General features: G+C 72.5%; 23 protein-coding genes. 14 read left to right on the top strand and 9 right to left on the bottom strand.

The features are described from left to right. Positions 1–67 precede the first annotated feature (67 nt). Genes ACFYW5_RS28620 through ACFYW5_RS28595 form a run of 6 tightly spaced genes read right to left on the bottom strand, consistent with a single transcriptional unit; the run spans position 68 to position 7,450 of the window. On the bottom strand, positions 68–586 hold the full coding sequence (locus ACFYW5_RS28620; RefSeq protein WP_389419972.1) for a flavin reductase family protein: 519 nt from the start codon (positions 584–586) through the stop codon (positions 68–70). After that, positions 586–2,067 carry an amino acid adenylation domain-containing protein gene (locus ACFYW5_RS28615; protein WP_389419971.1) on the bottom strand — a complete coding sequence of 494 codons (1,482 nt, stop codon included), beginning with the start codon at positions 2,065–2,067 and terminating at the stop codon, positions 586–588. The genes ACFYW5_RS28620 and ACFYW5_RS28615 overlap by 1 nt, the downstream gene beginning before the upstream one ends. Beyond that, positions 2,064–3,200, bottom strand: coding sequence for an acyl-CoA dehydrogenase family protein (locus ACFYW5_RS28610; RefSeq protein ID WP_389420088.1), 1,137 nt, complete (start codon positions 3,198–3,200; stop codon positions 2,064–2,066). Before ACFYW5_RS28610 ends, ACFYW5_RS28615 begins: the two co-directional genes overlap by 4 nt. A 20-nt stretch (positions 3,201–3,220) precedes the next feature. Next, the gene (locus tag ACFYW5_RS28605) at positions 3,221–4,528 is read right to left on the bottom strand and encodes a cation:proton antiporter (RefSeq protein WP_389419970.1); all 1,308 of its coding nucleotides are present in this window, start codon (positions 4,526–4,528) and stop codon (positions 3,221–3,223) included. A gap of 35 nt (positions 4,529–4,563) precedes the next feature. Further along, positions 4,564–5,577 carry a 2-oxoacid:ferredoxin oxidoreductase subunit beta gene (locus ACFYW5_RS28600; RefSeq protein ID WP_389419969.1) on the bottom strand — a complete coding sequence of 338 codons (1,014 nt, stop codon included), beginning with the start codon at positions 5,575–5,577 and terminating at the stop codon, positions 4,564–4,566. Next, positions 5,567–7,450: a 2-oxoacid:acceptor oxidoreductase subunit alpha gene (locus tag ACFYW5_RS28595; protein WP_389420087.1), complete on the bottom strand. Its 1,884-nt coding sequence runs from the start codon at positions 7,448–7,450 to the stop codon at positions 5,567–5,569. Before ACFYW5_RS28595 ends, ACFYW5_RS28600 begins: the two co-directional genes overlap by 11 nt. A gap of 196 nt (positions 7,451–7,646) precedes the next feature. Here ACFYW5_RS28595 and ACFYW5_RS28590 point away from each other — a divergent pair, with 196 nt between their 5' ends. Genes ACFYW5_RS28590 through ACFYW5_RS28575 form a run of 4 tightly spaced genes read left to right on the top strand, consistent with a single transcriptional unit; the run spans position 7,647 to position 11,840 of the window. Further along, positions 7,647–8,906, top strand: a complete 1,260-nt coding sequence (locus tag ACFYW5_RS28590) for a beta-ketoacyl-[acyl-carrier-protein] synthase family protein (RefSeq protein ID WP_389419968.1) — start codon at positions 7,647–7,649, stop codon at positions 8,904–8,906. After that, complete coding sequence (locus ACFYW5_RS28585; protein ID WP_389419967.1) at positions 8,903–10,129, top strand: beta-ketoacyl synthase N-terminal-like domain-containing protein; 1,227 nt, start codon at positions 8,903–8,905, stop codon at positions 10,127–10,129. Before ACFYW5_RS28590 ends, ACFYW5_RS28585 begins: the two co-directional genes overlap by 4 nt. Positions 10,130–10,131: 2 nt before the next feature. Next, a complete protein-coding gene (locus ACFYW5_RS28580; RefSeq protein WP_389420086.1) occupies positions 10,132–10,929 on the top strand; it encodes an SDR family NAD(P)-dependent oxidoreductase in 798 nt (265 codons plus the stop codon). Positions 10,930–10,955: 26 nt separating this feature from the next. Further along, entirely contained in the window at positions 10,956–11,840 is an 885-nt protein-coding gene (locus tag ACFYW5_RS28575) for an aromatase/cyclase (protein ID WP_389419966.1), read from the top strand. Here the strand turns inward: ACFYW5_RS28575 and ACFYW5_RS28570 are convergent. Beyond that, positions 11,837–12,589 (bottom strand): SDR family oxidoreductase, encoded by a 753-nt coding sequence (locus ACFYW5_RS28570; RefSeq protein WP_389419965.1) that lies wholly within the window; start codon positions 12,587–12,589, stop codon positions 11,837–11,839. The genes ACFYW5_RS28575 and ACFYW5_RS28570 overlap by 4 nt on opposite strands. 237 nt (positions 12,590–12,826) lie before the next feature. Here ACFYW5_RS28570 and ACFYW5_RS28565 point away from each other — a divergent pair, with 237 nt between their 5' ends. From ACFYW5_RS28565 to ACFYW5_RS28550, 4 genes are all read left to right on the top strand, one after another. Further along, complete coding sequence (locus ACFYW5_RS28565) at positions 12,827–14,392, top strand: acyl-CoA carboxylase subunit beta (protein ID WP_389419964.1); 1,566 nt, start codon at positions 12,827–12,829, stop codon at positions 14,390–14,392. A gap of 20 nt (positions 14,393–14,412) precedes the next feature. Further along, a complete protein-coding gene (locus tag ACFYW5_RS28560; RefSeq protein ID WP_389419963.1) occupies positions 14,413–14,610 on the top strand; it encodes an acyl-CoA carboxylase subunit epsilon in 198 nt (65 codons plus the stop codon). Then, the gene (locus ACFYW5_RS28555; protein WP_389419962.1) at positions 14,607–15,536 is read left to right on the top strand and encodes an MBL fold metallo-hydrolase; all 930 of its coding nucleotides are present in this window, start codon (positions 14,607–14,609) and stop codon (positions 15,534–15,536) included. The genes ACFYW5_RS28560 and ACFYW5_RS28555 overlap by 4 nt, the downstream gene beginning before the upstream one ends. A 130-nt stretch (positions 15,537–15,666) precedes the next feature. Beyond that, positions 15,667–16,056 (top strand): cell division protein SepF, encoded by a 390-nt coding sequence (locus ACFYW5_RS28550; protein ID WP_389419961.1) that lies wholly within the window; start codon positions 15,667–15,669, stop codon positions 16,054–16,056. A 64-nt stretch (positions 16,057–16,120) separates the two neighbouring features. Here the strand turns inward: ACFYW5_RS28550 and ACFYW5_RS28545 are convergent, their stop codons facing one another. After that, the gene (locus ACFYW5_RS28545) at positions 16,121–16,573 is read right to left on the bottom strand and encodes a hypothetical protein (RefSeq protein ID WP_389420090.1); all 453 of its coding nucleotides are present in this window, start codon (positions 16,571–16,573) and stop codon (positions 16,121–16,123) included. Here ACFYW5_RS28545 and ACFYW5_RS28540 point away from each other — a divergent pair. The 3 genes from ACFYW5_RS28540 to ACFYW5_RS28530 all read left to right on the top strand — a co-directional run bounded on the left by ACFYW5_RS28540 (position 16,521) and on the right by ACFYW5_RS28530 (position 18,783). After that, on the top strand, positions 16,521–17,783 hold the full coding sequence (locus ACFYW5_RS28540) for an ATP-binding protein (protein WP_389419960.1): 1,263 nt from the start codon (positions 16,521–16,523) through the stop codon (positions 17,781–17,783). The genes ACFYW5_RS28545 and ACFYW5_RS28540 overlap by 53 nt on opposite strands. Continuing rightward, positions 17,780–18,106 (top strand): nucleotide pyrophosphohydrolase, encoded by a 327-nt coding sequence (locus ACFYW5_RS28535; protein ID WP_389419959.1) that lies wholly within the window; start codon positions 17,780–17,782, stop codon positions 18,104–18,106. Before ACFYW5_RS28540 ends, ACFYW5_RS28535 begins: the two co-directional genes overlap by 4 nt. Positions 18,107–18,300: 194 nt before the next feature. Continuing rightward, positions 18,301–18,783: a DUF6099 family protein gene (locus ACFYW5_RS28530; protein WP_389420085.1), complete on the top strand. Its 483-nt coding sequence runs from the start codon at positions 18,301–18,303 to the stop codon at positions 18,781–18,783. Between the two features lie 52 nt (positions 18,784–18,835). Here the strand turns inward: ACFYW5_RS28530 and ACFYW5_RS28525 are convergent, their stop codons facing one another. Further along, positions 18,836–19,036 carry a hypothetical protein gene (locus ACFYW5_RS28525; protein ID WP_389419958.1) on the bottom strand — a complete coding sequence of 67 codons (201 nt, stop codon included), beginning with the start codon at positions 19,034–19,036 and terminating at the stop codon, positions 18,836–18,838. A gap of 243 nt (positions 19,037–19,279) precedes the next feature. Here ACFYW5_RS28525 and ACFYW5_RS28520 point away from each other — a divergent pair, with 243 nt between their 5' ends. The 3 genes from ACFYW5_RS28520 to ACFYW5_RS28510 all read left to right on the top strand — a co-directional run bounded on the left by ACFYW5_RS28520 (position 19,280) and on the right by ACFYW5_RS28510 (position 24,340). Continuing rightward, a complete protein-coding gene (locus tag ACFYW5_RS28520) occupies positions 19,280–20,203 on the top strand; it encodes an LLM class F420-dependent oxidoreductase (protein WP_389419957.1) in 924 nt (307 codons plus the stop codon). Positions 20,204–20,345: 142 nt separating this feature from the next. Further along, the gene (locus ACFYW5_RS28515) at positions 20,346–21,806 is read left to right on the top strand and encodes a 3' terminal RNA ribose 2'-O-methyltransferase Hen1 (protein WP_389419956.1); all 1,461 of its coding nucleotides are present in this window, start codon (positions 20,346–20,348) and stop codon (positions 21,804–21,806) included. Then, on the top strand, positions 21,803–24,340 hold the full coding sequence (locus tag ACFYW5_RS28510; RefSeq protein ID WP_389419955.1) for a polynucleotide kinase-phosphatase: 2,538 nt from the start codon (positions 21,803–21,805) through the stop codon (positions 24,338–24,340). Before ACFYW5_RS28515 ends, ACFYW5_RS28510 begins: the two co-directional genes overlap by 4 nt. Positions 24,341–24,343: the final 3 nt, after the last annotated feature.

The raw sequence follows: 24,343 nt of genomic DNA, 5'->3' as shown, positions 1-24,343 counted from the left end.
GGCGTGCACCCCGAAGCCCGCCACCGAGTCGGTGGCGGGCTTCGGGGGGAGGCCGGGCGGGGGCTGATCAGCCCGCGTTGGGCAGGAGGCGGGCGTAGGCACCGCGCCAGTAGGTCAGCGGGAAGCGGTCCTCCGCCGTGCCGCCGCCCACCACCCGGCCTATCAGGAGGGTGTGGTCGCCGGCCTCCACCGCGTCGTGCAGTTCGCACTCCGCGTGGCCCACGTTGACCGCCAGCAGGGGAGTGCCGGTGGCCGGACCCGGGGTCCAGCGGACACGCTCGAACTTGTCGGTCGCGCCGGAGGCGAACAGCTGCGAGGCCATCTGGCCCTGCGAGCCCAGGATGTTGACCGAGAACTGGGCCCGGTCCAGCACCGCGCGCAGCGTGCCGCTGCGGTTGCTGACGCTCGCCAGCACCAGCGGCGGGTCCACGGAGACGCTGCACACCGCGGAGCAGGTCAGACCGCGCGGCTCGTCCTCCTTGTCCAGGGTGGTCACGATGGAGACGCCGCTGGCCAGCGACGCCATGACGGTACGGAACAGCTGGATGTCGACGGACGAGGCCATCGTGGGCATGGCGGTCTGCATCACAGCTCACCCGCCTCTACGGCCGTGACGAGCGCGGCCCGGTGCAGCTTGCCGTTGGGTGTCCTCGGCAGATCCTCGGCGATGTGCAAACGATCGATGTTCATATAGGTGGGCAACCTTTCCGCACAGCGGCGTTTGATGGCGAGCAGGGAGGGCCGCTGTCCCGGCGAGGGGACGACGACCGCGTGCAGTTGGGACGTGAGGCCGGTGCCGATCACCAGGACCGTCACCTCGGCGACGGACTCGAGGGTGCCGATGGCCGCCTCGATCTCGCCCAGCTCGATCCGGTTGCCGCGCACCTTCACCATGTGGTCGCGGCGTCCGACGTACTCCAGGTTCCCGTCCGCCCCGAGCCGGGCGATGTCACCGGTGCGGTAGGCGCCCTCGTGGGGGCCGCGCCCCCAGTAGCCGAGCATCACCGTCGGGCCGGTCACCACGACCTCGCCCTCACCGCCCTCGGGGCCGTCCAGGGTGACGGTGTCACCGGAGCAGGCCGTGCCGATCGGCAGCGGGGTGTCCCGCTTCAGGTCGGCCTCGGTGACCTCGTAGGAGGTGCAGACGTTGGTCTCGGTCGGCCCGTACCAGTTCAGCAGCCGCACCCCGGGCCAGGCCTTGCGCAGCTCCTGGACGTGGTGGATGGCGAACGGCTCGCCGGCGAACAGACAGACCCGCAGCGACGACGGGGGAGGCCCGTCCAGCAGACCGCCCTCCCGCATCATCAGGCTGATCGCGGACGGCACCGAGTACCAGACGGTGATCAGCCGCTGCCGCATGAACTCGGCCAGCTGCAGCGGGGCGTAGGCCAGCTCCTCGGGGACCAGATGCACCGAGGCGCCGGAGGCGAAGGCGCCGTACAGGTCGAAGACCGAGAGGTCGAAGTTGAACGGCGCGTGGTTGGACAGCCGGTCGGAGACGGTGAGCTGGAGCTCCTCCACCGCCCAGTCCACGAAGGCCAGCGCGTTGTGGTGGCTGATCATCACGCCCTTGGGCTCACCGGTGGAGCCCGAGGTGTAGAGGATGTACGCCGGGTCGTCCGGCTCGTTGCGGAACTGCGGCGGGCGCACCCCGTCCTCGGCCCGGCCGAACAGCTCCTCGAAGCCGGCCAGCGGTGCCGCGTCGAACTCCGTGGACCGGGCCCGCTCCACCCCGCCCGCGTCGGCCACGACCAGCTTCGGCTCGCAGCCGGCCGCGATCCGGGCCACCCGGGCGGGCGGGTTGGAGCCGGTGACCGGCACGTACAGGGCGCCGATGCGCAACGCGGCCTGCATCACGGCGATCGCGTCGACGCTCTTGTGGCTCCAGATGATCACCCGGTCGCCGACGCCCACCCCGCTCTCCAGCAGGGCCGCGGCATACCGGTCCGCGCGGCGGTCCAGCGTCCGGTAGTCGACGGGGCCGTCCGCCCCGTGCACCGCCACGGCGTACGGGTTGCGCCGGGCGGAGTCGTACAGCAGGCGGTGCAGGCTGACGTTGGTGCTCATAGTCCCAGCTCCCTGGAGATGATGTCGCGCTGGATGTCCGATGTGCCGGAGAAGATGACGGAGGGCACCGCGTCCCGCAGGGCGGCCTCGATGCCCTCGGCGCGCTGGTAGCCGCGACCGCCGAAGAGCCGGATGGCGTCCAGCGCCGTGGCGACCACACTCTCGGAGACCGCCAGCTTGGACAGGGCGATCCACAGGGTGGCCGGGCCGCCGCGGTCCATCTCCCAGGCGGCGCGGTACAGCAGCAGCCGGGCGCTCTCGGTGCGCAGCTTCATGTCCGCGATCCGGTGCGACACGGCCTGGAACTGGGAGATCCGGCGCCCCGACTGCCGGCGGGTGCGGGCGTGCTCGACGGCCCGGTCCAGCAGATGGTCCGCGAGGCCGAGGAAGCCGGCGAACAGACAGCACCGCTCCCAGCCCATCGAGTGCTGGAAGATGAAGCCGCCCTGGCCCTCCTCACCGAGGACCTGCTCGTCGGGCACGAAGCAGTTCTCGAACGTCAGCCGTCCGGCCGGGACATGGGCCATGCCCATCTTCTCGAAGGGCTCCCCGATCGTCAGACCGGGAGCGCCGCGCTCCACCACGAACCCGGTGACGCCGAGATAGCCCGCCTTGGGGTCGGTCGTCGCGTACGTCGTGAAGACGTCCGCGGCCGGACCGTTGGTGACGAAGCTCTTCTCGCCGTTGAGGATCCAACCGCCGTCGGTGCGTTCGCCGACCGTGGCGAGACGGGAGACGTCGGAACCCGCCTCGTCCTCCGTCATGGCGTTGCCGGCGATCAGCTCGCCCGAGCACATCCCGGGCAGGATCCGGGACTTGAGGGCCGGGCTGCCGAAGTCGACGATCGGCATGGCGCAGGCGAACAGGTGCGCCGAGGCGCCGAAGACCAGCCCGGTGCGGTCGCAGCCGCGGCCGAGGGCCTCCACCTGACGTGCGGTGTCCAGGGCGCCGAGCCCGCCACCGCCGTACTCGGCGGGCACGGAGAGCCCCAGCAGGCCCAGCTTGCCGAGCTGCGTCCAGTCGCCGCGGTCGTAGTACTCGGCCGTGCCGTCACTGGCGGGGAACGCCTCGCGCACGGCGGCCAGGGTGCGGTCGTACGCCTGCCTCTGTTCCTCGGTCCAGGCGAAGTCCATGGTGCGTGCCTGCCTTTCAGTCACTTTGGGGAGGAGAGCGCGGAAACCGCGGGACGGGACCTCAGCAGCTCCTCATGGGCGCGCTCGTTGGGCCTGGCCAGCAGCCGGGTCAGCAGCGGCGCGGCCATCGCGGTGGTGACCAGGGCCATGATCACCATGGCGCTGAACAACTCGACGGAGAGCAGGCCGAGTTGGAGACCGACGTTGAGGATCACCAGCTCGGTCAGGCCACGGGTGTTCATCAGCAGCCCGAGCACGGTGGCGTCGCGCCAGTTCATCCCGGTCAGCTTGGCCGGGATCGCCACACCGCCGAGCTTGCCGATGCAGGCCACCGCGATCACGGCGAGCATCACCATCAGGCCGCCGCCGGTGATCGTGGTGAGGTCGACGGACAGGCCGGTCACCACGAAGAACAGGGGCAGCAGCAGCTTGCTGGCCTTCTCGGTCGGGCCGAAGGCCGACTGCATCAGCCTGCGGTCCCGGGGCATGACCAGGCCGAAGAAGAACGCGCCGAAGATGGCGTGGATGCCGATCTCGGAGGTGAGCCAGGCGGAGCCGAAGGCACCGCAGGCGGCGATCACCATGACGTACTGCATCGCCGAGTCCCGCATCTTCGCGGTGGCCTTGCGCAGCAGCGGCTTGACGATCCACAGCATGCCGGCCACGTACACCAGCGACCACAGCAGCATCGTGATGAACGCGCCCGTGCCGGTGGCCGTCACCAGCGCCACGACCAGGGCGAGCATGCACCACGCCAGGACGTCGTCGGCCGCGGCCAGCGCCAGCGAGAGCGCTCCGGCCCGGCTGAACTGCAGGCCCTGGTCGGCGACGATGCGGGCCAGCACCGGGAAGGCCGTGATCGACATGGCCACGCCGAGGTAGAGGGTGAACTCGAACATCCCCACCTGTTTGCCGTTCACCGTGCCGTAGGTGCCGTAGATCAGCGCGGCGAGGCCCATGCCGAGGGCGAGCGGGCAGGCGATCGAGCTCAGCCAGATGATGCCGGTGGACTTGCGGCGTCCGCTGAAGCTGGTGCCGTCGAACTCCCAGCCGATGACGAACATGAAGAGGATCAGGCCGATCTGGGCGGCGGTGCCCAGATGGGCGCGTGCCTCGGGCGGAAAGAACTGGTTCGGGAGATCGCCGGGCAGCAGACCGAGCAGACTGGGGCCCAGGCAGATGCCCGCGGCGATCTCACCGACCACGGCCGGCTGGCCGAAGCGCCGGGCGCAGACCGCGAAGGCCACACCCACCAGCAGCGTCAGCGCGACGCCGCCGATCACTGTCGTGGTCAGCCACTCGGAGTTGGCGGCAGCTGCGAAGCTCACTGGGTCTCCTTACATACGGGTGGGGCGGGAACGGATCAGCGGCTCCATGTGTCGCTGCCTGCCAGGACGGCCGCGAGGTCGCCCTTGCCGTGCTGTTCGACCGCGGCTTCCAGCTGGTCGGCCAACTGCCGGTCGTAGACCGGCCGTTCGATGTCCCTGAAGACACCGATCGGCGTGTGGTGCAGGGTCTGCGGATCCGCGAGCCGGGACAGCGCGAAGGCGGTGGTGGGAGAGGCCGCGTGGGCGTCGTGGACGAGGACGCGGTCCTCGTTCTCGCCGGTCACCTCGACCACCTCCAGATCGCCGGTGGCCGGGTCGCGCACGACACCCTTGGCGCCGTCCGCACCGAAGCGGACGGGCCGGCCGTGCTCCAGCCGGATCACCGACTCCTGCGCCTGCTGCTTGTCCTTGAGGACCTCGAAGGCGCCGTCGTTGAAGATGTTGCAGTTCTGGTAGATCTCCACCAGCGCGGTGCCCGGGTGCTGATGGGCCGCGCGCAGCACCTCGGTGAGGTGCTTGCGGTCGGAGTCGACGGTCCGGGCCACGAAGGTGGCCTCGGCGCCGAGCGCCAGCGACACCGGGTTGAAGGGCGCGTCGAGCGAGCCCATCGGCGTCGACTTGGTGATCTTCCCCAGTTCGCTGGTCGGGCTGTACTGGCCCTTGGTCAGGCCGTAGATGCGGTTGTTGAACAGCAGGATCTTGAGGTTCACATTGCGGCGCAGGGCGTGGATCAGATGGTTGCCGCCGATGGACAGCGCGTCGCCGTCGCCGGTCACCACCCACACGCTCAGGTCCGGCCGGGTCACGGACAGGCCGGTGGCGATCGCCGGGGCACGGCCGTGGATGGAGTGCATGCCGTAGGTGTTCATGTAGTACGGGAAGCGCGAGGAGCAGCCGATCCCGGAGATGAAGACGATGTTCTCCCGTGCCACCCCGAGCTCGGGCATGAAGCCCTGCACGGCCGCGAGGATCGCGTAGTCACCGCACCCGGGACACCAGCGCACCTCCTGGTCGGACTTGAAGTCACGGGCGAGCAGGTCAGCCGGCATGGATCTCCTCCTTCAGGACCGCGGCGAGCTGCTCCGCCTTGAAGGGCATGCCGCTCACCTGGGTGTGGCTGCGTACGTCGACCAGGTACCGGGCACGCAGCAGGGCCGCGAGCTGGCCGAGGTTCATCTCGGGGACCACGACCCGCCGGTAACGCCCGAGGACCTCGCCGAGGTTGCGCGGGAAGGGGCTGAGATGGCGCAGATGCGCCTGCGCGATCCGCTCCCCGGCGGTGCGCAGCCGGCGCACGGCCGCGGTGACCGGGCCGTAGGTCGAACCCCAGCCCAGCACCAGGGTGTCGGCGCCGTGCGGGTCGTCGGCCTCCAGGTCGGGCACCCAGACGCCGTCGATCTTCCGCTGCCGGGTGCGCACCATGAAGTCGTGGTTGGCCGGGTCGTAGGAGATGTCGCCCGTGCCGTCCTGCTTCTCGATGCCGCCGACGCGGTGCTCCAGACCCGGGGTGCCCGGGATCGCCCAGGGGCGGGCCAGGGTCAGCGGGTCGCGCTTGTACGGCCAGAAGACCTCGGTGCCGTCCCCCAACGTGTGGTTGGGCCCGTCGGCGAAGTTCACCCGCAGGTCCGGCAGTTCGTGCAGCTCGGGGATCCGCCACGGCTCGGTGCCGTTGGCCAGGTAGCCGTCGCTGAGCAGATAGACCGGGGTGCGGTAGGTCACGGCGATGCGGACCGCCTCCAGCGCCGCGTCGAAACAGTCGGCGGGTGTCTGCGGCGCCACGATCGGCACCGGAGCCTCGCCGTTGCGCCCGTACATCGTCTGGAGCAGGTCGGCCTGCTCGGTCTTGGTCGGCAGGCCCGTTGAGGGGCCGCCGCGCTGGATGTCGACGATGACCATGGGCAGTTCGAGGGCGACGGCCAGACCGATCGTCTCGCTCTTGAGCGCCATCCCGGGGCCCGAGTTGGAGGTCACCGCCAGCGAACCGCCGAACGCCGCGCCGAGCGCCGCGCCGGCCGCCGCGATCTCGTCCTCCGCCTGGAAGGTCCGCACCCCGAAGTTCTTGTGCCGGCTCAGCTCGTGCAGGATGTCGGAGGCCGGAGTGATGGGGTACGAGCCCAGGAAGAGCGGCAGGTCCGCCTGCCGGGCCGCGGTGAGCAGACCGTAGGACAGGGCGAGGTTGCCGGAGATGTTGCGGTAGGTGCCGGACGGGAACGTGTTCGCCGCCGGGGCGATCTCGTAGGAGACCGCGAAGTCCTCCGTCGTCTCGCCGAAGTTCCAGCCGGCCTTGAACGCGGCCACGTTGGCGGCCGCGATCTCCGGCTTCTTGGCGAACTTCGTCCGCAGGAACCGCTCGGTGCCCTCGGTGGGCCGGTGGTACATCCAGGACAGCAGACCGAGCGCGAACATGTTCTTGGCGCGCTGGGCCTCCTTGCGGGTCAGCCCGAACTGCTTCAGCGCCTCGACGGTGAGGCTGGTCAGCGGCACCGGGTGCAGGCGGTAGCCCTGGAGCGAGTCGTCGTCCAGGGGGGAGGTGTCGTACCCGGCCTTGGCCAGCGCCCGGGAGTCGAACTCGTCGCTGTTGACGAGGAGTTCGCCGCCGGGGCGCAGGTCGCCCAGGTTGGTCTTCAGGGCCGCCGGGTTCATGGCCACCAGCACGTCCACGGCGTCGCCGGGCGTGAGGATGTCGTGGTCCGCGAAGTGCAGCTGGAAGGAGGAGACGCCGCCCAGGGTGCCGGCGGGGGCACGGATCTCGGCGGGGAAGTTCGGCAGGGTCGACAGGTCGTTGCCGAACGAGGCGGTCTCCGACGTGAATCGGTCACCCGTCAGCTGCATGCCGTCTCCGGAGTCGCCTGCGAACCGGATGACCACACGGGACAGTCGCTCGGTCCGCGAGGAAGCGTCCGAGGCCGCCGGTGGATGGATGCTGGGGTGAGGAGCTGCAGTCACCGAGCCTCTACCTCTCTCTCGTGGGGTGCCCACGGCGGTTGCAGTGTCGGTAGGTCGCCTAGAGGGGTGGTCAAGAAGCGGTGCACCGGGGGAGGGTGTGCCGACGTACGCCCGTCGGCCAGGTCGGGCACCCCTCCACCACCCCTTGAGCCTGCGCCTCGACCATCGCCGCATGACCCGACGCGCAGTGATCACCGGGCTGGGTGTGGTCGCCCCCGGTGGCATCGGCACCAAGGACTACTGGGCGCTGCTCACCGGCGGCCGGGCCGCGACCCGGCACATCACCTTCTTCGACGCCTCCGGCTACCGCTCCCGGGTCGCCGCCGAGGTCGACTTCGACCCCGCGGCCGCCGGACTCGGGGTCCGGGAGATCCACCGCATGGACCGCTCGGCGCAGTTCGCCGTGGTCAGTGCCTGGGAGGCGGTCGCCGACAGCGGCCTCGCGCTCGGCGGTCTGGACCCGCTGCGCACCGGCGTCAGCATCGGCTGCGCGGTCGGCGCGGCCACCAGCCTGGACGCGGCCTACCCGCTGCTCAGCGACGAGGGCCGCGACTGGCGCACCGACACCCGCTATGCCGTCCCGCAGCTGTACGACTACATGGTGCCGAGCGCGCTCGCCCGCGAGGTCGCCTGGACCGTCGCCGCGCAGGGTCCGGTCGCGATGGTCTCCACCGGCTGCACCTCGGGGCTCGACGCCCTCGGCCACGCCGCCGGGATCATCGCGGAGGGATCGGCCGACGTGATGCTCGCCGGGGCGGCCGAGGCGCCCGTGTGCGCCATCACCGCGGCCTCCTTCGACGCCATCAAGGCCACCACGCCGTACCAGGGCGACGAACCCGCCGAGGCGTCCCGGCCCTTCGACCTGAACCGCGACGGATTCGTGCTCGGCGAGGGCGGCGCCGTCCTCGTCCTGGAGGAGAAGGAGCACGCCCGCCGCCGCGGCGCGCACGTCTACGCCGAGGTCGCCGGGTTCGCCACCCGCGGCAACGCCTACCACATGACCGGACTGCGCCCGGACGGCACCGAACTCGCCGCCGCCGTCGCCGCCGCCCTGGACGAGGCCCGGCTGCCCGCCGACGCCGTCGACTACGTCAACGCCCATGGCTCCGGGACCCGGCAGAACGACGTCCACGAGACCAACGCGCTGAAGATCGGCCTCGGCCCGCACGCCTACGACGTACCGGTCAGCTCCATCAAGTCGATGATCGGCCACTCGCTGGGCGCCATCGGTTCCCTGGAGGCGGCCGCCTGCGCCCTGGCCCTGGAGCACGGCGCCATCCCGCCGACCGCGAACCTTCACACCCCGGACCCGGAATGCGATCTCGACTACGTGCCCTTGACCGCGCGGGCTCAGCCCCTCAAGACCGTCCTCAGCGTGGGCAGCGGCTTCGGCGGCCTGCAGAGCGCCCTCGTCCTGAGGAAGCCCGAATGACCCCCGAACCCGTCCCGGCCCCGCCCGCCCGGGTGCGCGCGGCCGTCACCGGACTCGGTGTCGTCGCCCCCAACGGCGTCGGCACCCGCGCCTGGTGGGAGGCGACCCTGCGCGGGGTCAGCGCCCTGCGCCCGGCCCGCGACGCCCCCGTCAACCGCGTCCCGGTCGCCGGTGAGGTCACCTCCTTCGTGGCCGAACAGCACGTGCCCAGCAGGCTGTTGCCGCAGACCGCCCGCTTCACCCGGCTCGCGCTCGCCGCCGCCGCCGAGGCCCTGTACGACGCCGACGTCGACCCCGCCGCGCTGGAGGAGTCCGGCGCCGGCGTGTTCACCGCCAGCTCGGCCGGCGGCTACGAGTTCGGGCAGCACGAGATGGGCGCCCTGTGGCGCACCGGCAGCGACAGCGTCAGCGCCTACCAGTCCTTCGCCTGGTTCTACGCCGCCTGCACCGGCCAGGTCTCCATCCGGCACGGGATGCGCGGCCCGAGCGGCACCCTGGTCACCGAACAGTGCGGGGGACTGGACGCGGTGGGCCAGGCCCGGCGGCGGCTCGGCGACGGCACCCAGGTGCTGCTGGCCGGCGGCTCCGACGCGGGACTGTGCCCGCTGGGCTGGGCGGGCCACCTCGCCACCGGACAGGTCAGCCCGCACACCCACCCGGCCCGTGCCTACCTGCCCTTCCACCCCGATGCCTCCGGTTACGTCCCCGGCGAGGGCGCCGCCTACGTCGTACTGGAGGAGCGGCAGGCCGCCGAGCGGCGGGGCGCGCAGGTGCTCGGCGAGGTCGCCGGGTACGCCGCCGCCTTCGATCCGCCGACCGGGCCCGGCAACCTCGGCCTCGCCGCCCGGCTCGCGCTCGCCGACGCCGGACTGACCCCGGACGACATCGACGCCGTCTTCGCCGACGCCTCCGGGGTGCCCGCGCTGGACGCGGCCGAGGCCGAGGTGATCGAAGCGCTCTTCGGGCCGTACGGCGTCCCGGTCGCGGTGCCGAAGACGATGACCGGACGGATCGGCGCCGGCGGCTCCGCGCTCGACCTGGTGGCGGCGCTGCTGGCGCTGCGCGAGGGGGTGCTGCCGCCGGCGGTGCACGTGGACCGGCCCAAGGACGTCTGGCACCTCGACCTGGTCACCGGTGCCCCCCGCCCGGTCGAGCTGCGCGCCGCGCTGGTGCTGGCCCGGGGATACGGCGGATTCAACTCGGCCGCGGTGGTGGTGCGATGACGATGGGCAGGGCCGTGCCCGGCTCCTGGGCGGGCGCCCTGGGCGGCGGCCCGCGGGGCCGCGACCGGCCGCACCGCACCGCGCTGGTGACCGGCGCGACCGGCGGTATCGGACGGGCCGTCGCCGAACGCCTCGCCGAGGACGACTTCGACCTGTACGTCTGCGCGCGCGACGCGGACGCGGTCGCCGGGACCGTCGCCGCGCTGCGCGCCAAGGGCGTGAAGGCGGACGGCATGGCCGCCGACGTCCGCGACCCCCGGGCCGCCGCCGAACTGGCCGAGGCCGCCGTCGCCTGCCACGGCCGGCTCGACGTCCTCGTCAACAACTCGGGCCGCGACGGCGGGGGAGTCACCGCCGAACTCACCGACGAGCTCTGGCTCGACATCATCGAGACCAACCTCAACAGCGTCTTCCGCCTCACCCGCGAGATGCTCCGCCGGGGCGGCGCCGTCGACCGCGGCTGGGGGAGGATCGTCACCATCGCCTCCACCGCCGGGAAACAGGGCGTGATCCGCGGCGCCCCCTGCTCCGCCGCCGAGCACGCCGTGGTCGGCTTCACCAAGGCCCTCGGCCTGGAGCTCGCCACGACCGGCGTCACCGTCAACGCGGTGTGCCCCGGCTACGTCCGCACCCCGTCGGCCGAAGGGTTCTTGCGGGACCGCGCCGACGCCACGATCCCGCTGGGCCGTCACACCACCACGGAGGAGGTCGCCGGCCTGGTCGGCCACCTGGTCGGCGACGACGCCGCGGCCATCACGGCCCAGGCGATCAATGTCTGCGGCGGCCTGGTAAGCCACTGACCGTCTCCGACACCGAGGGAACCGGCATGCCGAACACCGTCCACACCACCCGGATCGCGGCGCCCGCGCAGGCCGTCCACGCGCTCGTCGCCGATGTGACCGTCTGGCCGCTGATGTTCGAGCCGAACATCCACACCGAGTACGTCGAGGGCTCGCCGCGCACGGAGGGCAGCGAACGCATCCGCATCTGGGCGTTCGCGGGCGAGCAGATCCGCAGCTGGACCTCCGAGCGGACCCTCGACCCGCACGCGCTGACCGTCGGCTTCCGCCAGCAGGACCCGGCCACGCCGCTGACGTCGATGAGCGGGCGCTGGGTGGCCAAGGACATCGGCGGCGGTGAGACGCTGCTCGAACTGCACCACGAGTTCCAGGCGTTCACCGACGAGCACTTCGTGCTGCACGCCCTCCACCACAACAGCCCGGCCGAGCTGGCCGGGGTGCGGATCGCCGCGGAGAATCCGAGGACGCCGTACACCTTCGAGGACAGCCTGCGCATCGCCGCGCCCCCGGAGGCCGTCTACGGCTTCCTGTACGACGCAGGCCACTGGCCGGACCGGCTGCCGCACGTGGCCTCGCTGGACCTCACCGAGGAGACGCCGGGCATCCAGCGGATGGCGATGGAGACCCGGAGCCCCGACGGCACGCTGCACCACAGTGAGTCGGTACGGGTGTGCAGGCCCGGCACCGGCAGCATCGTCTACAAGCAGATCCGCACCCCCACGGTCCTGGTGGCCCACACCGGGCAGTGGCGCCTCGACCCGCTGCCGGACGGCACGACGCTGGCCACGTCCCGGCACAGCGTGATCCTGGCGGACCCCAAGGCACGCGAGGCGGTGCGGGCCGCGCTGGGGACGAACAGCAGGGCGACCCTGCGCCGCGCCAAGGAGTTCGCGGAAACCCGCCGCGCCTAGGCCCTGTTGCCACCGGTGGACCGCGCCCCCGCGGCACGGGGTGCGGTCAGCGCGGGCGCGGGGCGCCGTGCGCCGGTCGGGCCTGTCGTCGCGTCCGGCCGGCGCCCGAGCAGGGCGTACACCGCCTCCGCGACCTCCTCGCAGGTCTCCGCCCGGACCGGGGCCGTCAGGCCCGGGACGACGGCGTCGACGCGGACCTGCGGACCGGTCACCGCCGCCAGCAGCCGCGTCAGGTCGGTCAGGGCCGCCGCCTGGCTCACGGCGCGCGGCCCCCGGCCCCCGGACGGCCGCCCGTCGGCCACCGGCCCCACGTTGACCACCCGCCCGGCCCCGCCCGCCCGCAGCTGCGGCAGCGCGGCCAGACACATCTGCCAGGTCCCGACGACGTCCACGTCGAAGAACTCCCGCCACACCTCGGCGTCCTGGCGCGGCCCCCGCCGGGGCACGCCCAGGGAGTTCACCAGCACATCCAGCCGGCCGTAGCGCCGCACGGCCGCCGCGACCAGCGCCTCGGCCTCCGCGCGCACCGCGATGTCGGCGGCCACGTACAGCGCGTCGGGCAGCCCGGCCGCCGGCACCTCGCCCGCCGCCCGGCCGTGCGCCACGTTCACCACCACCCGCATGCCCGCGGCCGCGAGCCGGCGCGCCACCGCCGCCCCGGTCCCCGCCGTCCCTCCCGTCACCAGGGCGACCGGCGCCCCTCCCCGCTGACCGGCTCTGCCGTGCCCATCCTCGGACGCATGTGTCATGGCACACCTTTCCGCCAGGTTCCCCCGGCTCCCGCCGGGCCGCCTGCATGGTCCGCCCCGGTCGTCGAGTGCGGCTCGACGCCCGAATGAGCAAGCGCTGCCAGTCTTCGCGCCCAGGTACGCGCGGTGGCATTTAAGCCCCACTCCACCGGCTCTCCAGCTCAGCGACGCACTCTGTCGCCCACGCGTTCCGAAAACGGGCTGAACCAGCCTCTTGACGACCTGTGAGGAGCGTCAATGGACCGCTTTCCACCTCCACTCCGGGAACGGACTGCCGAACTCCACGAACTGCGCGAGTCGGTGCACCGCGGTCCCTCGGAGCGGGCGACCCAGGCACAGCACGCCAAGGGGAAGCTGACCGCACGCGAACGGATCGATCTGCTCTTCGACAAGGGCACGTTCACCGAGACCGAGGGCCTACGACGGCACCGGGCGACCGGCTTCGGCCTGGAGGCCCGCCGACCGCACACCGACGGCGTGATCACCGGCTGGGGCCGGATCAACGGCCGCACCGCCTTCGTGTACGCCCATGACTTCCGGATCTTCGGTGGCGCGCTAGGCGAGGCGCACGCCCAGAAGATCCACAAGCTGATGGATCTGGCCACGGCGGCCGGCGCCCCGGTGATCGGCCTGTGCGACGGCGCCGGCGCCCGGATCCAGGAGGGCGTCACCGCGCTCGCCGGGTACGGCGGCATCTTCTCCCGCAATGTACGCAACTCCGGGGTCATCCCCCAGATCAGCGTCATCATGGGCCCGTGCGCGGGCGGCGCGGCCTACTCGCCGGCGCTCACCGACTTCGTGTTCATGGTGCGCGGCACCTCGCAGATGTTCATCACCGGCCCCGACGTCGTCCAGGCGGTGACCGGCGAGGAGATCACCATGGACGGGCTCGGCGGCGCCGACCCGCACTCCACCGCCTCCGGCGTGGCCCACGCGGTCTTCGACGACGAGGAGGAGTGCCTGGAGAACGTCCGCTTCCTGCTCTCCCTGCTGCCCGCCAACAACCGCGAACTCGCCCCGTCCGTCGCCGAGTCCGACCCGGTCGACCGGCGCACCGAGGCGCTGCTGGACATGGTCCCGGCCGACCCGCGCGCCTCCTACGACGTCCGGGACGTCATCGAGGAGATCGTCGACGACGGCTTCCTCTTCGAGGTCCACGAGAACTGGGCCCGCAACGTGGTCTGCGCGCTGGTCCGGATGGGCGGCGACGTCACCGGCATCGTCGCCAACCAGCCCATGGTGCAGGCCGGTGCGCTGGACATCGCGGCCTCCGAGAAGGCGGCGCGGTTCGTGCGGTTCTGCGACTCCTTCAACATCCCGCTGGTCACGCTGGTGGACGTGCCCGGGTTCCTGCCCGGCGTCGGCCAGGAGCACGGCGGCATCATCCGGCACGGCGCGAAGCTGCTGTACGCGTACTGCGACGCGACCGTGCCCCGGGTCCAGCTGATCATGCGCAAGGCGTACGGCGGCGCGTACATCGTCATGGACTCCCGTTCCATCGGCTGCGACGTCTCCCTGGCCTGGCCGGTCAACGAGATCGCGGTGATGGGCGCGGAGGGCGCGGCGAACGTCGTCTTCCGGCGCGAGATCGCGGCCTCGGACGATCCGCAGGCGACGCGCGAGCAACTGGTGAAGGAGTACCGCTCGGAGCTGATGCACCCGTACTACGCGGCCGAACGCGGCCTGGTGGACGATGTCATCGACCCCGCGGAGACCCGCGCCCGGCTCATCGACGCGCTGCGCACGCTGCGCCGCAAGCACGCCGACCGCCCCTCCCGCAAGCACGGGAACCAGCCCCAGTGACCGAGGACCGGGTGATACGAGTGCTACGAGGCGAACCGACACCGGAGGAACTCTCCGCCCTGCTCACGGTGCTGCTGGCGATGTCCGGCCGCCGGGAGGCGCCGGCGGAGGTGGAACCCCTGCCGGTCCAGCCGCCGGCGGTGGCCTGGACGCAGACGGGCGGAGGGGGAACGAGTTGGGCGGCGCCGGGATACCCGTACTGGACGGCGGTGACATGAGCGGATCCGCGACGCGGCTGCGGACCGAGCTCACCGAGGTCGCCGACGGGGTCTACGCCCACCTCCAGCCCGACGGGGGCTGGTGCCTCAGCAACGCGGGTGTGGTCGCCGGTCCCGAGGGCCTGCTCCTCGTCGACACGGCGGCCACGGCCGCGCGGGCGGCGGCTTTGCGGGAGGCGGTGGGAGGGCTCGGCCGCGGCCCGGTCCGGGTCCTGGTCAACACCCACCACCACGGCGACCACACCCACGGCAACGGCGCGTTCGCGGGCGCGACGGTGGTGGCGCACGCCCGGACCCGGGCGGAGATGGAGCGCAACGGCCTGGCCCTCACGGGGGTCTGGCCGGACGTGGCGTGGGGAGAGCTGTCGGTACGGCTGCCGGACCTCACCTTCACCGACCAGCTGAGCCTCTACCAGGGCGACCGCGAGATCCGCCTGCTCCATCTGGGCCCGGCGCACACCAACGACGACGTGGTGGCGTGGCTCCCCGAGGAACGGGTCCTGTTCGCCGGGGACGTCGCGATGGCGGGCTGCTCGCCGTTCGTCCTCATGGGCTCGGTGTCGGGCTCCCTGGCGACCCTGGCCCGGCTGCGCGCCCTCAGGCCCCGCACGGTGGTCTGCGGCCACGGCCCGGTACGGGGGCCGGAGGTGCTGGACGAGACGGCGGAGTACCTGCGCTGGATCCAGCGGGTGGCGGCGGAGGGCCGGGCCCAGCGCCTGACCCCCCTGGTGGCGGCCAGGGAGGCGGGCAAGGGCGCCTTCGGCCATCTCACCGAGTTCGAGCGCATCGTGGGCAACCTGCACCGCGCCTACGCGGAACTCGACGAGCGCGAGGCGATCGCCTCCGGCCGGACGGTGGACGTGGCCGAGGCGTTCGGCGAAATGATCACCTACAACGGCGGCGCCCTCCCCACCTGCCACGCCTGACGGGGCACCGACACAGGCACCGACACAGGCCGCACCACTCCGGCCCGTGTCGGTGTTGGGCCGAACGGGTGACTTGGCGTAAGAATTGGCTGGTGCAGGCATTGAGTACCAGTCAGTTCGGGGGGAGCCGGTGAACCGCTACGACGTCACCGATGAACAGTGGGAAGGGCTCGCCCAGGTCGTACCCCTGCGCGGCCGGGACGCATGGCCGTCCGCGGTGGACCACCGCTCGCTTCCCGAGGCGGCGACCGAGCCGCGCCGCCGCTTCGTGGTCCTGCGGGTCAACGTCTTCGGCGACGCCCGTGAGGTCGCGGAGACGCTGATGGCCGGCATCCCGGTCCTCCTCGACCTCACCGGCGCGGAGACGGAGGTCGCCAAGCGCGTCCTCGACTTCAGCACCGGCGTCGTCTTCGGCCTGTCGAGCGGGATGCACCGGGTCGACCGGAACGTGTTCCTGCTGACCCCGCACGGCACCGAGGTGAGCGGCCTGATGGAGGGAGCGACGGTCCCCGACTCCTGACCCGCCCGGTCCCCCGATCGTAGGAACCCCCCACCACCGAAACGATTCCCCCGCCCCCACCCTCCTACGGTCCGCATATGACCCCACCCCCCACGCCCCCGAAGCCGACCGACTTGCGCGTGCCGGACCCCGCCGTCTCCACGCGGGCCGACGGCGAGCCGCCGAGCCTGTCCCGCGCGCCGGGTTCTCCGACGTCCGCCCGCACGCCGAAGCCACCGGCGCCTCGCGTGCCCGCGCCGACGGAGCCCCCGAGCCCTTCCCACGCACCCGGCTCCAGCACGTCCACCCCACCCCCGACCCCGACCGCCCCCCGGACATCCCGCGCGACCGCGTCCCAGGAGTCCGCGAGCGCGCCAGACCCCGCTGCCTCCGTCTCGACGGTGGCCGACGGCGAGCCGCCGAGCCTGTCCCGCGCGCCGGGTTCTCCGGCGTCCGCCCGCACGCCGAAGCCACCGGCGCCTCGCGTGCCCGCGCCGACGGAGCCCCCGAGCCCTTCCCACGCACCCGGCTCCAGCACGTCCACCCCACCCCCGACCCCGACCGCCCCCCGGACATCCCGCGCGTCCGCGTCCCCCTCGGGTGGGCCGAGCGCTGTCTCCGGGGAGGTCCGGCGTCCTCAGCGGCCGCAGGTCACCGAGTTGCGGCTTTCCGCGTTTGCCGGGCATCGGGGGGTTCGGGTGCCGTTAGGGGCGTGCACCTTGCTTGCTGGGGTCAGTGGGTGCGGGAAGACGAGTGCGCTGCGGGCGTACGAGGCGCTGGCCCGGCTCGGCGGGGGCGCCGCACTGCGGGACGTGTTCCCCGATCCCCTCGCCTGCGTGCCGGACGGCGCCCGCCCCGACGCCCAGCGCCGCCGGGGCTTCCGCATCGGCTGCACCGCCGACGGCCCCGAGGGCCCGGTCCGGCTCGACCTCGCCGTACAGGCCGAACCCGCCCTGCGGATCGTCGGCGAGCGGCTGACGGCCGACGGCGTCACCCTGCTGGAGACCGCCCTGCGCGACCCCGGCCGGCGCACGGTCCAGGCCGCCTGGCACACCGCCGGATCCGCGCCCGTGACCCGCGCCCCGCTCCCCGACGACCTGCTCGGCACCGCGCTGCTGCCCCTGCGCGTGGCCGGCAAGACGGACGGCCAGCGCCGCGTCCTGGCCGCCGCCGAGCAGATGGTCGTCGCCCTGCGCTCGGTCTTCCCCTGCGATCCGCACCCGGACCGGATGCGCGCCCCCGTCCCCACCGGCTCCGGACGCCTCCTCGGCGGCTGCGACAACCTCGCCGACGTCCTGTGGCGCACCCGCGTCGAGTGCGCCCGCCGCCACCAGCAACTGATCGCCGCGGTACGCGCCGGATGCGCCGGCCCCGTCCAGGACGTCCTGGCCGAACAGCCCGGCGACGGCACCGTCCGCGGCGTGCTGGACCGCGGCGACGGCACCCGCACCGACTTCGCCCGCCTCGGTGACGGCGAACTCCGCCATCTCGCGCTCGCCCTCGTCCTGCTCACCGGCCCCGGCGTGCTGGACCTGGACGCCCCCGGCGAGGTGCCCCCGGCCATGCGGACGCTCACCGTCCTGACGGACGGCCTCGAACGCGCCCTGGACCCACACCAGCGCACCGAACTCCTGCGGCTCGCCGCCCGGATGTGCGCCCGCGGCCACATCCGCCTCGTCGGGACGGTCAGCGACCCGGCCTGGGCCGACGGAACGCCCGGCGTCACGGTGGTACACCTGACCCCGTGACCGAACCCCTCGACGTGGCGAAGCTCCAGCGCAGGCTGGCCGAGTTCGCCGCCGCCCGCGACTGGCAGCCGTACCACACCCCCAAGAACCTCGTCGCCGCGCTCAGCGTGGAGGCCTCCGAACTGGTCGAGATCTTCCAGTGGCTGACGCCCGAGGAGTCGGCCCGGGTGATGTCCGACCCCGACACCGCGCACCGCGTCACGGACGAGGTCGCCGACGTGCTGGCGTATCTGCTGCAACTGTGCGAGGTGCTCGGCATCGACCCCCTGGCGGCCCTGGCCGCGAAGATCGACCGGAACGAACGCCGGTTCCCGGCGCCGTAAGGCCGGTCGTGCACCTGGGAGCTGATCAGCCCTATATCACTCTCAGTCACCAATCACCCGCCCGAAACCGATTTGTTGTCCGCAGATTTCCGTCTTCCTCTGGCTTTTCGTCTCACACCCCCTCACTCTGGGTAGTGAACAAGGGAGTTCAGGAAGACGTGCCAGAGGCGCGTCGGAGCAGACGGGGGCAGCGCATGGACGCGGTGCGGCTCATCGTGACGAGCAGGCGTGCCCTGGCGGCGAGCGACCGCACGCCGGAGATCATGACCGAGGTGTGGCAGGCACAGGCGCTGGCCCAGGCGATAGGCAGCCGGCTCGCGGTCTTCGGCCCGCCCGAACTGCGCGGCGAGGCACTGGGGTTGACCGAACTCGCGGGAAGGGGCTGCGGGGTGCTCGACACCCCCGTACTCGACCTCAAGGACCTGCGCGCCGCCCAGCTCGGCGACCTGGGCGACGCCCGCCAGGCGCTGATGTACCTGGGCGGGCTGCTCGGTGAGGTCGGCATCGCCCTCGTCGGTCTGGCGAGCGCGGCGGACGACGAGGCCACGTACTGGCAGTGCATGGAGGCCATCGACGCGGCCGACGAGTCCCGCGACCGCGTCCTGGAGATGCTCCGCAGACTGGCCGACCGGGACAGGGAACTGCTGTTGCAGGAGGCGCAGAGAGAAGCCGGCTGACCGGCCCACCGACCTCAGCCCCCACGAGGAAAGCCCCCCGGCGAGAACCTTCCTAGTCGCCGTCCTCCACGACCCCCGCCGCCGCACCCCGCCCCGGCCCTCCGGCCGACTGGAACTCCGCGTCCAGCGCGGACAGATCCGCGTTCAGCGCCGCCATCAGCTCCTCCATCTGCTGCAACAGCCCCTTCGGCTGACCGGCGGCGCTCCCGGCGCCTCCGGCCCCGCCCTGCTGCGGCACGGATTCTTCGGACATGACGGCCTCCTCGGCCCCCGGCCCCGGGTTGCGGAGACCGATGCGGGTGTCGCCCGGCGGCGAACAGGCCGGTGCGGGAGCCGGGCGGTCCGGCTCCGCCCGAGCCAACGATCATCACCGAACCGGGTCACTGGCCCGGCCCCGCCCCGGCCCACGCCGTCGACGTTTTTCACCCGACCGTGGGGGAGCGCGGCCGGTGGGACCGCCGGGGTTGACCACCGCCCCACCATGCAGGATGGAGGCATGGATCTGCGCATCTTCACCGAGCCCCAGCAGGGGGCCACCTACGACACCTTGCTCACCGTGGCGAAGGCCACCGAGGACCTTGGATTCGATGCCTTCTTCCGGTCCGACCACTATCTGAGCATGGGCTCCGGGGACGGCCTGCCCGGCCCCACCGACGCCTGGATCACCCTCGCCGGTCTCGCCCGCGAGACCAAGCGCGTCCGCCTCGGCACCCTCATGACCGCGGGCACCTTCCGGCTGCCCGGCGTGCTCGCCATCCAGGTCGCGCAGGTCGACCAGATGTCGGGCGGCCGGATCGAACTCGGCCTCGGCGCGGGCTGGTTCGAGGAGGAGCACAAGGCGTACGGCATCCCCTTCCCGAAGGAGAAGTTCGGGCGCCTGGAGGAGCAGCTGGCGATCGTCACCGGTCTGTGGGCCACCGAGACCGGCAAGACCTTCGACTTCCACGGCACCTACTACGACCTCACCGGCTCGCCCGCGCTGCCCAAGCCCGCCCAGGCGAGGATCCCGGTGCTGATCGGCGGCCACGGCGCCAGCCGCACCCCGCGTCTGGCGGGCCGGTACGCGGACGAGTTCAACATGCCCTTCGGCAGCATCGAGGACACCGTCCGGCAGTTCGGCCGGGTCCGGGCCGCCGCCGAGGCGGCCGGCCGCCCCGCCGACGCGCTCACCTACTCCAACACCCTGGTGGTCTGCGTCGGCAAGGACGACGCGGAGGTAGCCCGCCGGGCCGCCGCCATCGGCCGTGAGGTGGACGAACTGAAGGCCAACGGCCTGACCGGCTCCCCGGCCGAGGTCGTCGACAAGATCGGCCGCTACGCCGAGACCGGCTCCAGCCGGATCTACCTCCAGCTCTTGGACCTCTCCGACCTCGACCACCTGGACCTCATCTCCTCCCAGGTGCAGTCGCAGCTCTCGTAAGGCCGCAGGAATAAACAAAGGCGCCGGTCGGGCCCGGTGTGCGAAGGTGTGACCGTCGTCCTGAAGGCCCCCAGGATCACCCTCCTGGGGGCCTTCGTCGTACGGCGGCGCATCCGTCCACCGAGCCTCAAAGGCCCTGCCCATGTTCCTGACGATCAGTACCACCGGCACCCCACAGCGCCCCGCCACCGACCTCGGCTACCTGCTGCACAAGCATCCCGAGAAGGCGCAGGCGTTCTCCACGTCCTACGGCACGGCCCATGTCCTCTACCCCGAGGCGGACGCCGAACGCTGCACGGCGGCGCTGCTGCTGGAGGTCGACGCGGTGGCGCTGGTCCGGCGCGGCAAGGGCAAGGGCCGCGGCGGCGCCCCCGACGCGGCGCTCGCGCAGTACGTCAACGACCGCCCCTACGCCGCCTCCTCGTTGCTCGCGGTGGCCCTGAGCGGGGTGTTCTCCAGCGCGATGAAGGGCGTCTGCGCGGCCAGGCCGGACCTCCCGGGACAGGCCCGCCCGCTGCGCGTCGAGGTGCCCGCGCTGCCCGCCCGCGGCGGCCCGGACCTGGTGCGGCGACTGTTCGAGCCGCTCGGCTGGACGGTCACCGCCGAACCGGTGGCCCTCGACGAGCGGTTCCCGCAGTGGGGCGATTCGCGCTACGTCCGGCTCGTCCTGGAGTCGGATGCGCTCACCCTCGCCGAGGCGTTGCGCCACCTGTACGTCCTGCTGCCCGTCCTGGACGACGCCAAGCACTACTGGGTCGCGCCGGACGAGGTCGACAAGCTGCTGCGCGCCGGTGAGGGCTGGCTGCCGGAGCATCCCGAGCAGAAGCTGATCACCAGCCGCTATCTCTCCCGCCGCTGGTCGCTGACGCGCCAGGCCATGGAGCGTCTTGAGCTGGTGCGGCTCGCCGAGGCCGATGACAGCGAGGTCGAGGACATCGACAACGCCGTGGAGGCCGACGCGGAGGAAGAGGAGCGCCCCACCCCGCTCGCCGTGCAGCGCCGGGACGCGATCCTCGCCGCGCTGCGGGAGTCCGGTGCCGCACGCGTCCTCGACCTCGGCTGCGGCCAGGGCCAGTTGGTGCAGGCGCTGCTCAAGGACGTCCGCTTCACCGAGATCGTCGGCACCGATGTCTCGATGCGGGCGCTGACCATCGCCGCCCGCCGGCTCAAGCTGGACCGCATGGGCGAGCGGCAGGCGTCCCGGGTGAAGCTCTTCCAGGGCTCGCTCGCCTACACCGACAACCGGCTCAAGGGCTACGACGCCGCCGTGCTCAGCGAGGTCATCGAGCACCTCGACCTGCCGCGGCTGCCCGCCCTGGAGTACGCGGTCTTCGGCGCCGCCCGCCCGCGGACGGTCCTGGTGACCACCCCGAACGTCGAGTACAACGTCCGCTGGGAGTCCCTCCCGGCCGGACACGTCCGGCACGGCGACCACCGCTTCGAGTGGACCCGCGAGGAGTTCCGCGCCTGGGCGCGGAAGGTCGCCGAACGGCACGGCTACGCCTGGGAGTTCACCCCCGTGGGACCCGAGGACCCCGAGGTGGGTCCGCCCACCCAGATGGCCGTCTTCCGGCTGACCGACAAGGAGGCGAAGGCCGCATGACCGAGAACCAGGGGCGTACCCTGCCCGTCACCGACCTCTCCCTCGTGGTGCTCGTCGGCGCCTCCGGCTCCGGCAAGTCCACCTTCGCGCGCCAGCACTTCAAGCCCACCGAGGTGATCTCCTCGGACTTCTGCCGGGGCCTGGTCGCCGACGACGAGAACGACCAGAGCGTCAGCAAGGACGCCTTCGACGTCCTGCACTACATCGCGGGCAAGCGGCTCGCGGCCGGCCGCCGTACGGTCGTCGACGCCACCAGCGTCCAGCAGGATTCCCGGCGCCAGCTCATCGAATTGGCCAAGCGCTATGACGTGCTGCCGATAGCCATCGTGCTGGACGTGCCGGAGGAGGTGTGCGCCGAGCGCAACGCGGCCCGCACCGACCGCGCCGACATGCCCCGCCGGGTGATCCAGCGGCACATCCGCGAACTGCGCCGCTCAGTCCGGCAGTTGGAGCGCGAGGGCTTCCGCAAGGTGCACGTCCTGCGCGGAGTCCAGGAGGTGGAGCAGGCCACCGTCGTCACCGAGAAGCGCTACAACGACCTGACCCACCTCACCGGCCCCTTCGACATCATCGGCGACATCCACGGCTGCTCCGCCGAACTGGAGTCGCTGCTCGGCAAGCTCGGTTACGCCGGCGGCGTCCACCCGGACGGCCGGACCGCCGTCTTCGTCGGCGACCTCGTCGACCGCGGCCCGGACAGCCCGGGTGTGCTGCGCCGGGTGATGTCGATGGTGAAGTCGGGTCACGCGCTGTGCGTGCCGGGCAACCACGAGAACAAATTCGGCCGCCACCTCAAGGGCCGCGCGGTCCAGCACACGCACGGACTCGCCGAGACCATCGAGCAGATGGCGGGGCAGAGCGAGGAGTTCGTGCGCGAGGTACGGGAGTTCATCGACGGCCTGGTCAGCCACTACGTTCTCGACGGCGGCAAACTGGTCGTCTGCCACGCCGGTCTGCCCGAGAAGTACCACGGCCGCACCTCGGGCCGGGTCCGCTCGCACGCCCTGTACGGCGACACCACCGGCGAGACCGACGAGTTCGGGCTGCCGGTGCGCTACCCGTGGGCCGAGGACTACCGGGGCCGGGCGGCCGTGGTGTACGGCCACACCCCCGTCCCGGAGGCCACCTGGCTCAACAACACCATCTGCCTGGACACCGGTGCCGTCTTCGGCGGCAAGCTGACCGCGCTGCGCTGGCCGGAGCGGGAACTGGTCGACGTACCCGCCGAGCAGGTCTGGTACGAACCGGCCAGGCCGCTGCGCACGGAGGCGCCCGGCGGGCACGACGGGCGGCCGCTGGACCTGGCGGACGTGCACGGGCGCCGGGCCGTGGAGACACGGCACGCGGGACGGGTCGCCGTCCGGGAGGAGAACGCGGCAGCGGCCCTGGAGGTGATGAGCCGCTTCGCGATCGACCCGCGGCTGCTTCCGTACCTCCCGCCGACCATGGCGCCGACGGCGACCTCGCAGGTGGACGGGTACCTGGAGCACCCGCAGGAGGCGTTCGCGCAGTACCGGGAGGACGGGGTCGAGCGGGTCGTGTGCGAGGAGAAGCACATGGGCTCGCGCGCCGTGGTCCTGGTGTGCCGGGACGCGGACGCGGCGCGCGGGCGGTTCGGGGTCGACGGGCCGACCGGGTCGCTGTACACGCGGACCGGGCGTCCCTTCTTCGACGACGAGTCGGTGACGGAGACGATCCTCGGTCACCTGCGCGCGGCCGTCGGCGCGGCCGGACTGTGGGACGAACTCGCCACCGACTGGCTGCTGCTGGACGCCGAGCTGATGCCCTGGTCGCTGAAGGCGTCCGGGCTGCTGCGCTCGCAGTACGCGGCCGTGGGCGCCGCCTCCGGGGCGGTGTTCCCGGGTGCGCTCGCCGCGCTGGAGGGCACCGCCGCGCGGGGTGTCGACGTGTCGGGGCTGCTGGTCCGCCAGCGCGAACGGGCCGCGGACGCCTCGGCGTTCACCGAGGCCTACCGCCGCTACTGCTGGCCCACCGAGGGCCTGGACGGCGTCCGCCTGGCGCCGTTCCAGATCCTGGCGGTCCAGGGCCGCAGCCTCGCCGCGCTCCCGCACGACGAACAGCTCGCGCTGCTGGACCGGCTGGTGGAGCACGACGGCACGGGCCTGCTGCAGACGACGCGTCGCCTGCACGTCGACACCACCGACCCGGAGTCGGTGCGGGCGGGCGTCGACTGGTGGCTGGAGATGACCGGCCGCGGCGGCGAGGGCATGGTCGTCAAACCGGCCGGCGCCCTGGTGCGCAGCCCGCAGGGCCGGCTGGTGCAGCCGGGCATCAAGTGCCGTGGCCGCGAGTACCTGCGGATCATCTACGGCCCCGAGTACACGCGCCCGGACAACCTGACCCGGCTGCGCCGGCGCTTCCTCAACCACAAGCGCTCGCTCGCGATCCGCGAGTACGCGCTCGGTCTGGAGGCCCTGGACCGGCTGGCCGGGGGCGAGCCGCTGTGGCGGGTGCACGAGGCGGTGTTCGGGGTGCTGGCGCTGGAGTCGGAGCCGGTCGACCCGCGGCTGTGACCG

It is taken from the genome of Streptomyces sp. NPDC002779, assembly GCF_042888685.1.
Taxonomy (GTDB): Bacteria; Actinomycetota; Actinomycetes; order Streptomycetales; family Streptomycetaceae; genus Streptomyces.
Note: the sequence above shows the minus strand (reverse complement) of the source record. Positions and strands in the feature narration are given on the sequence as shown.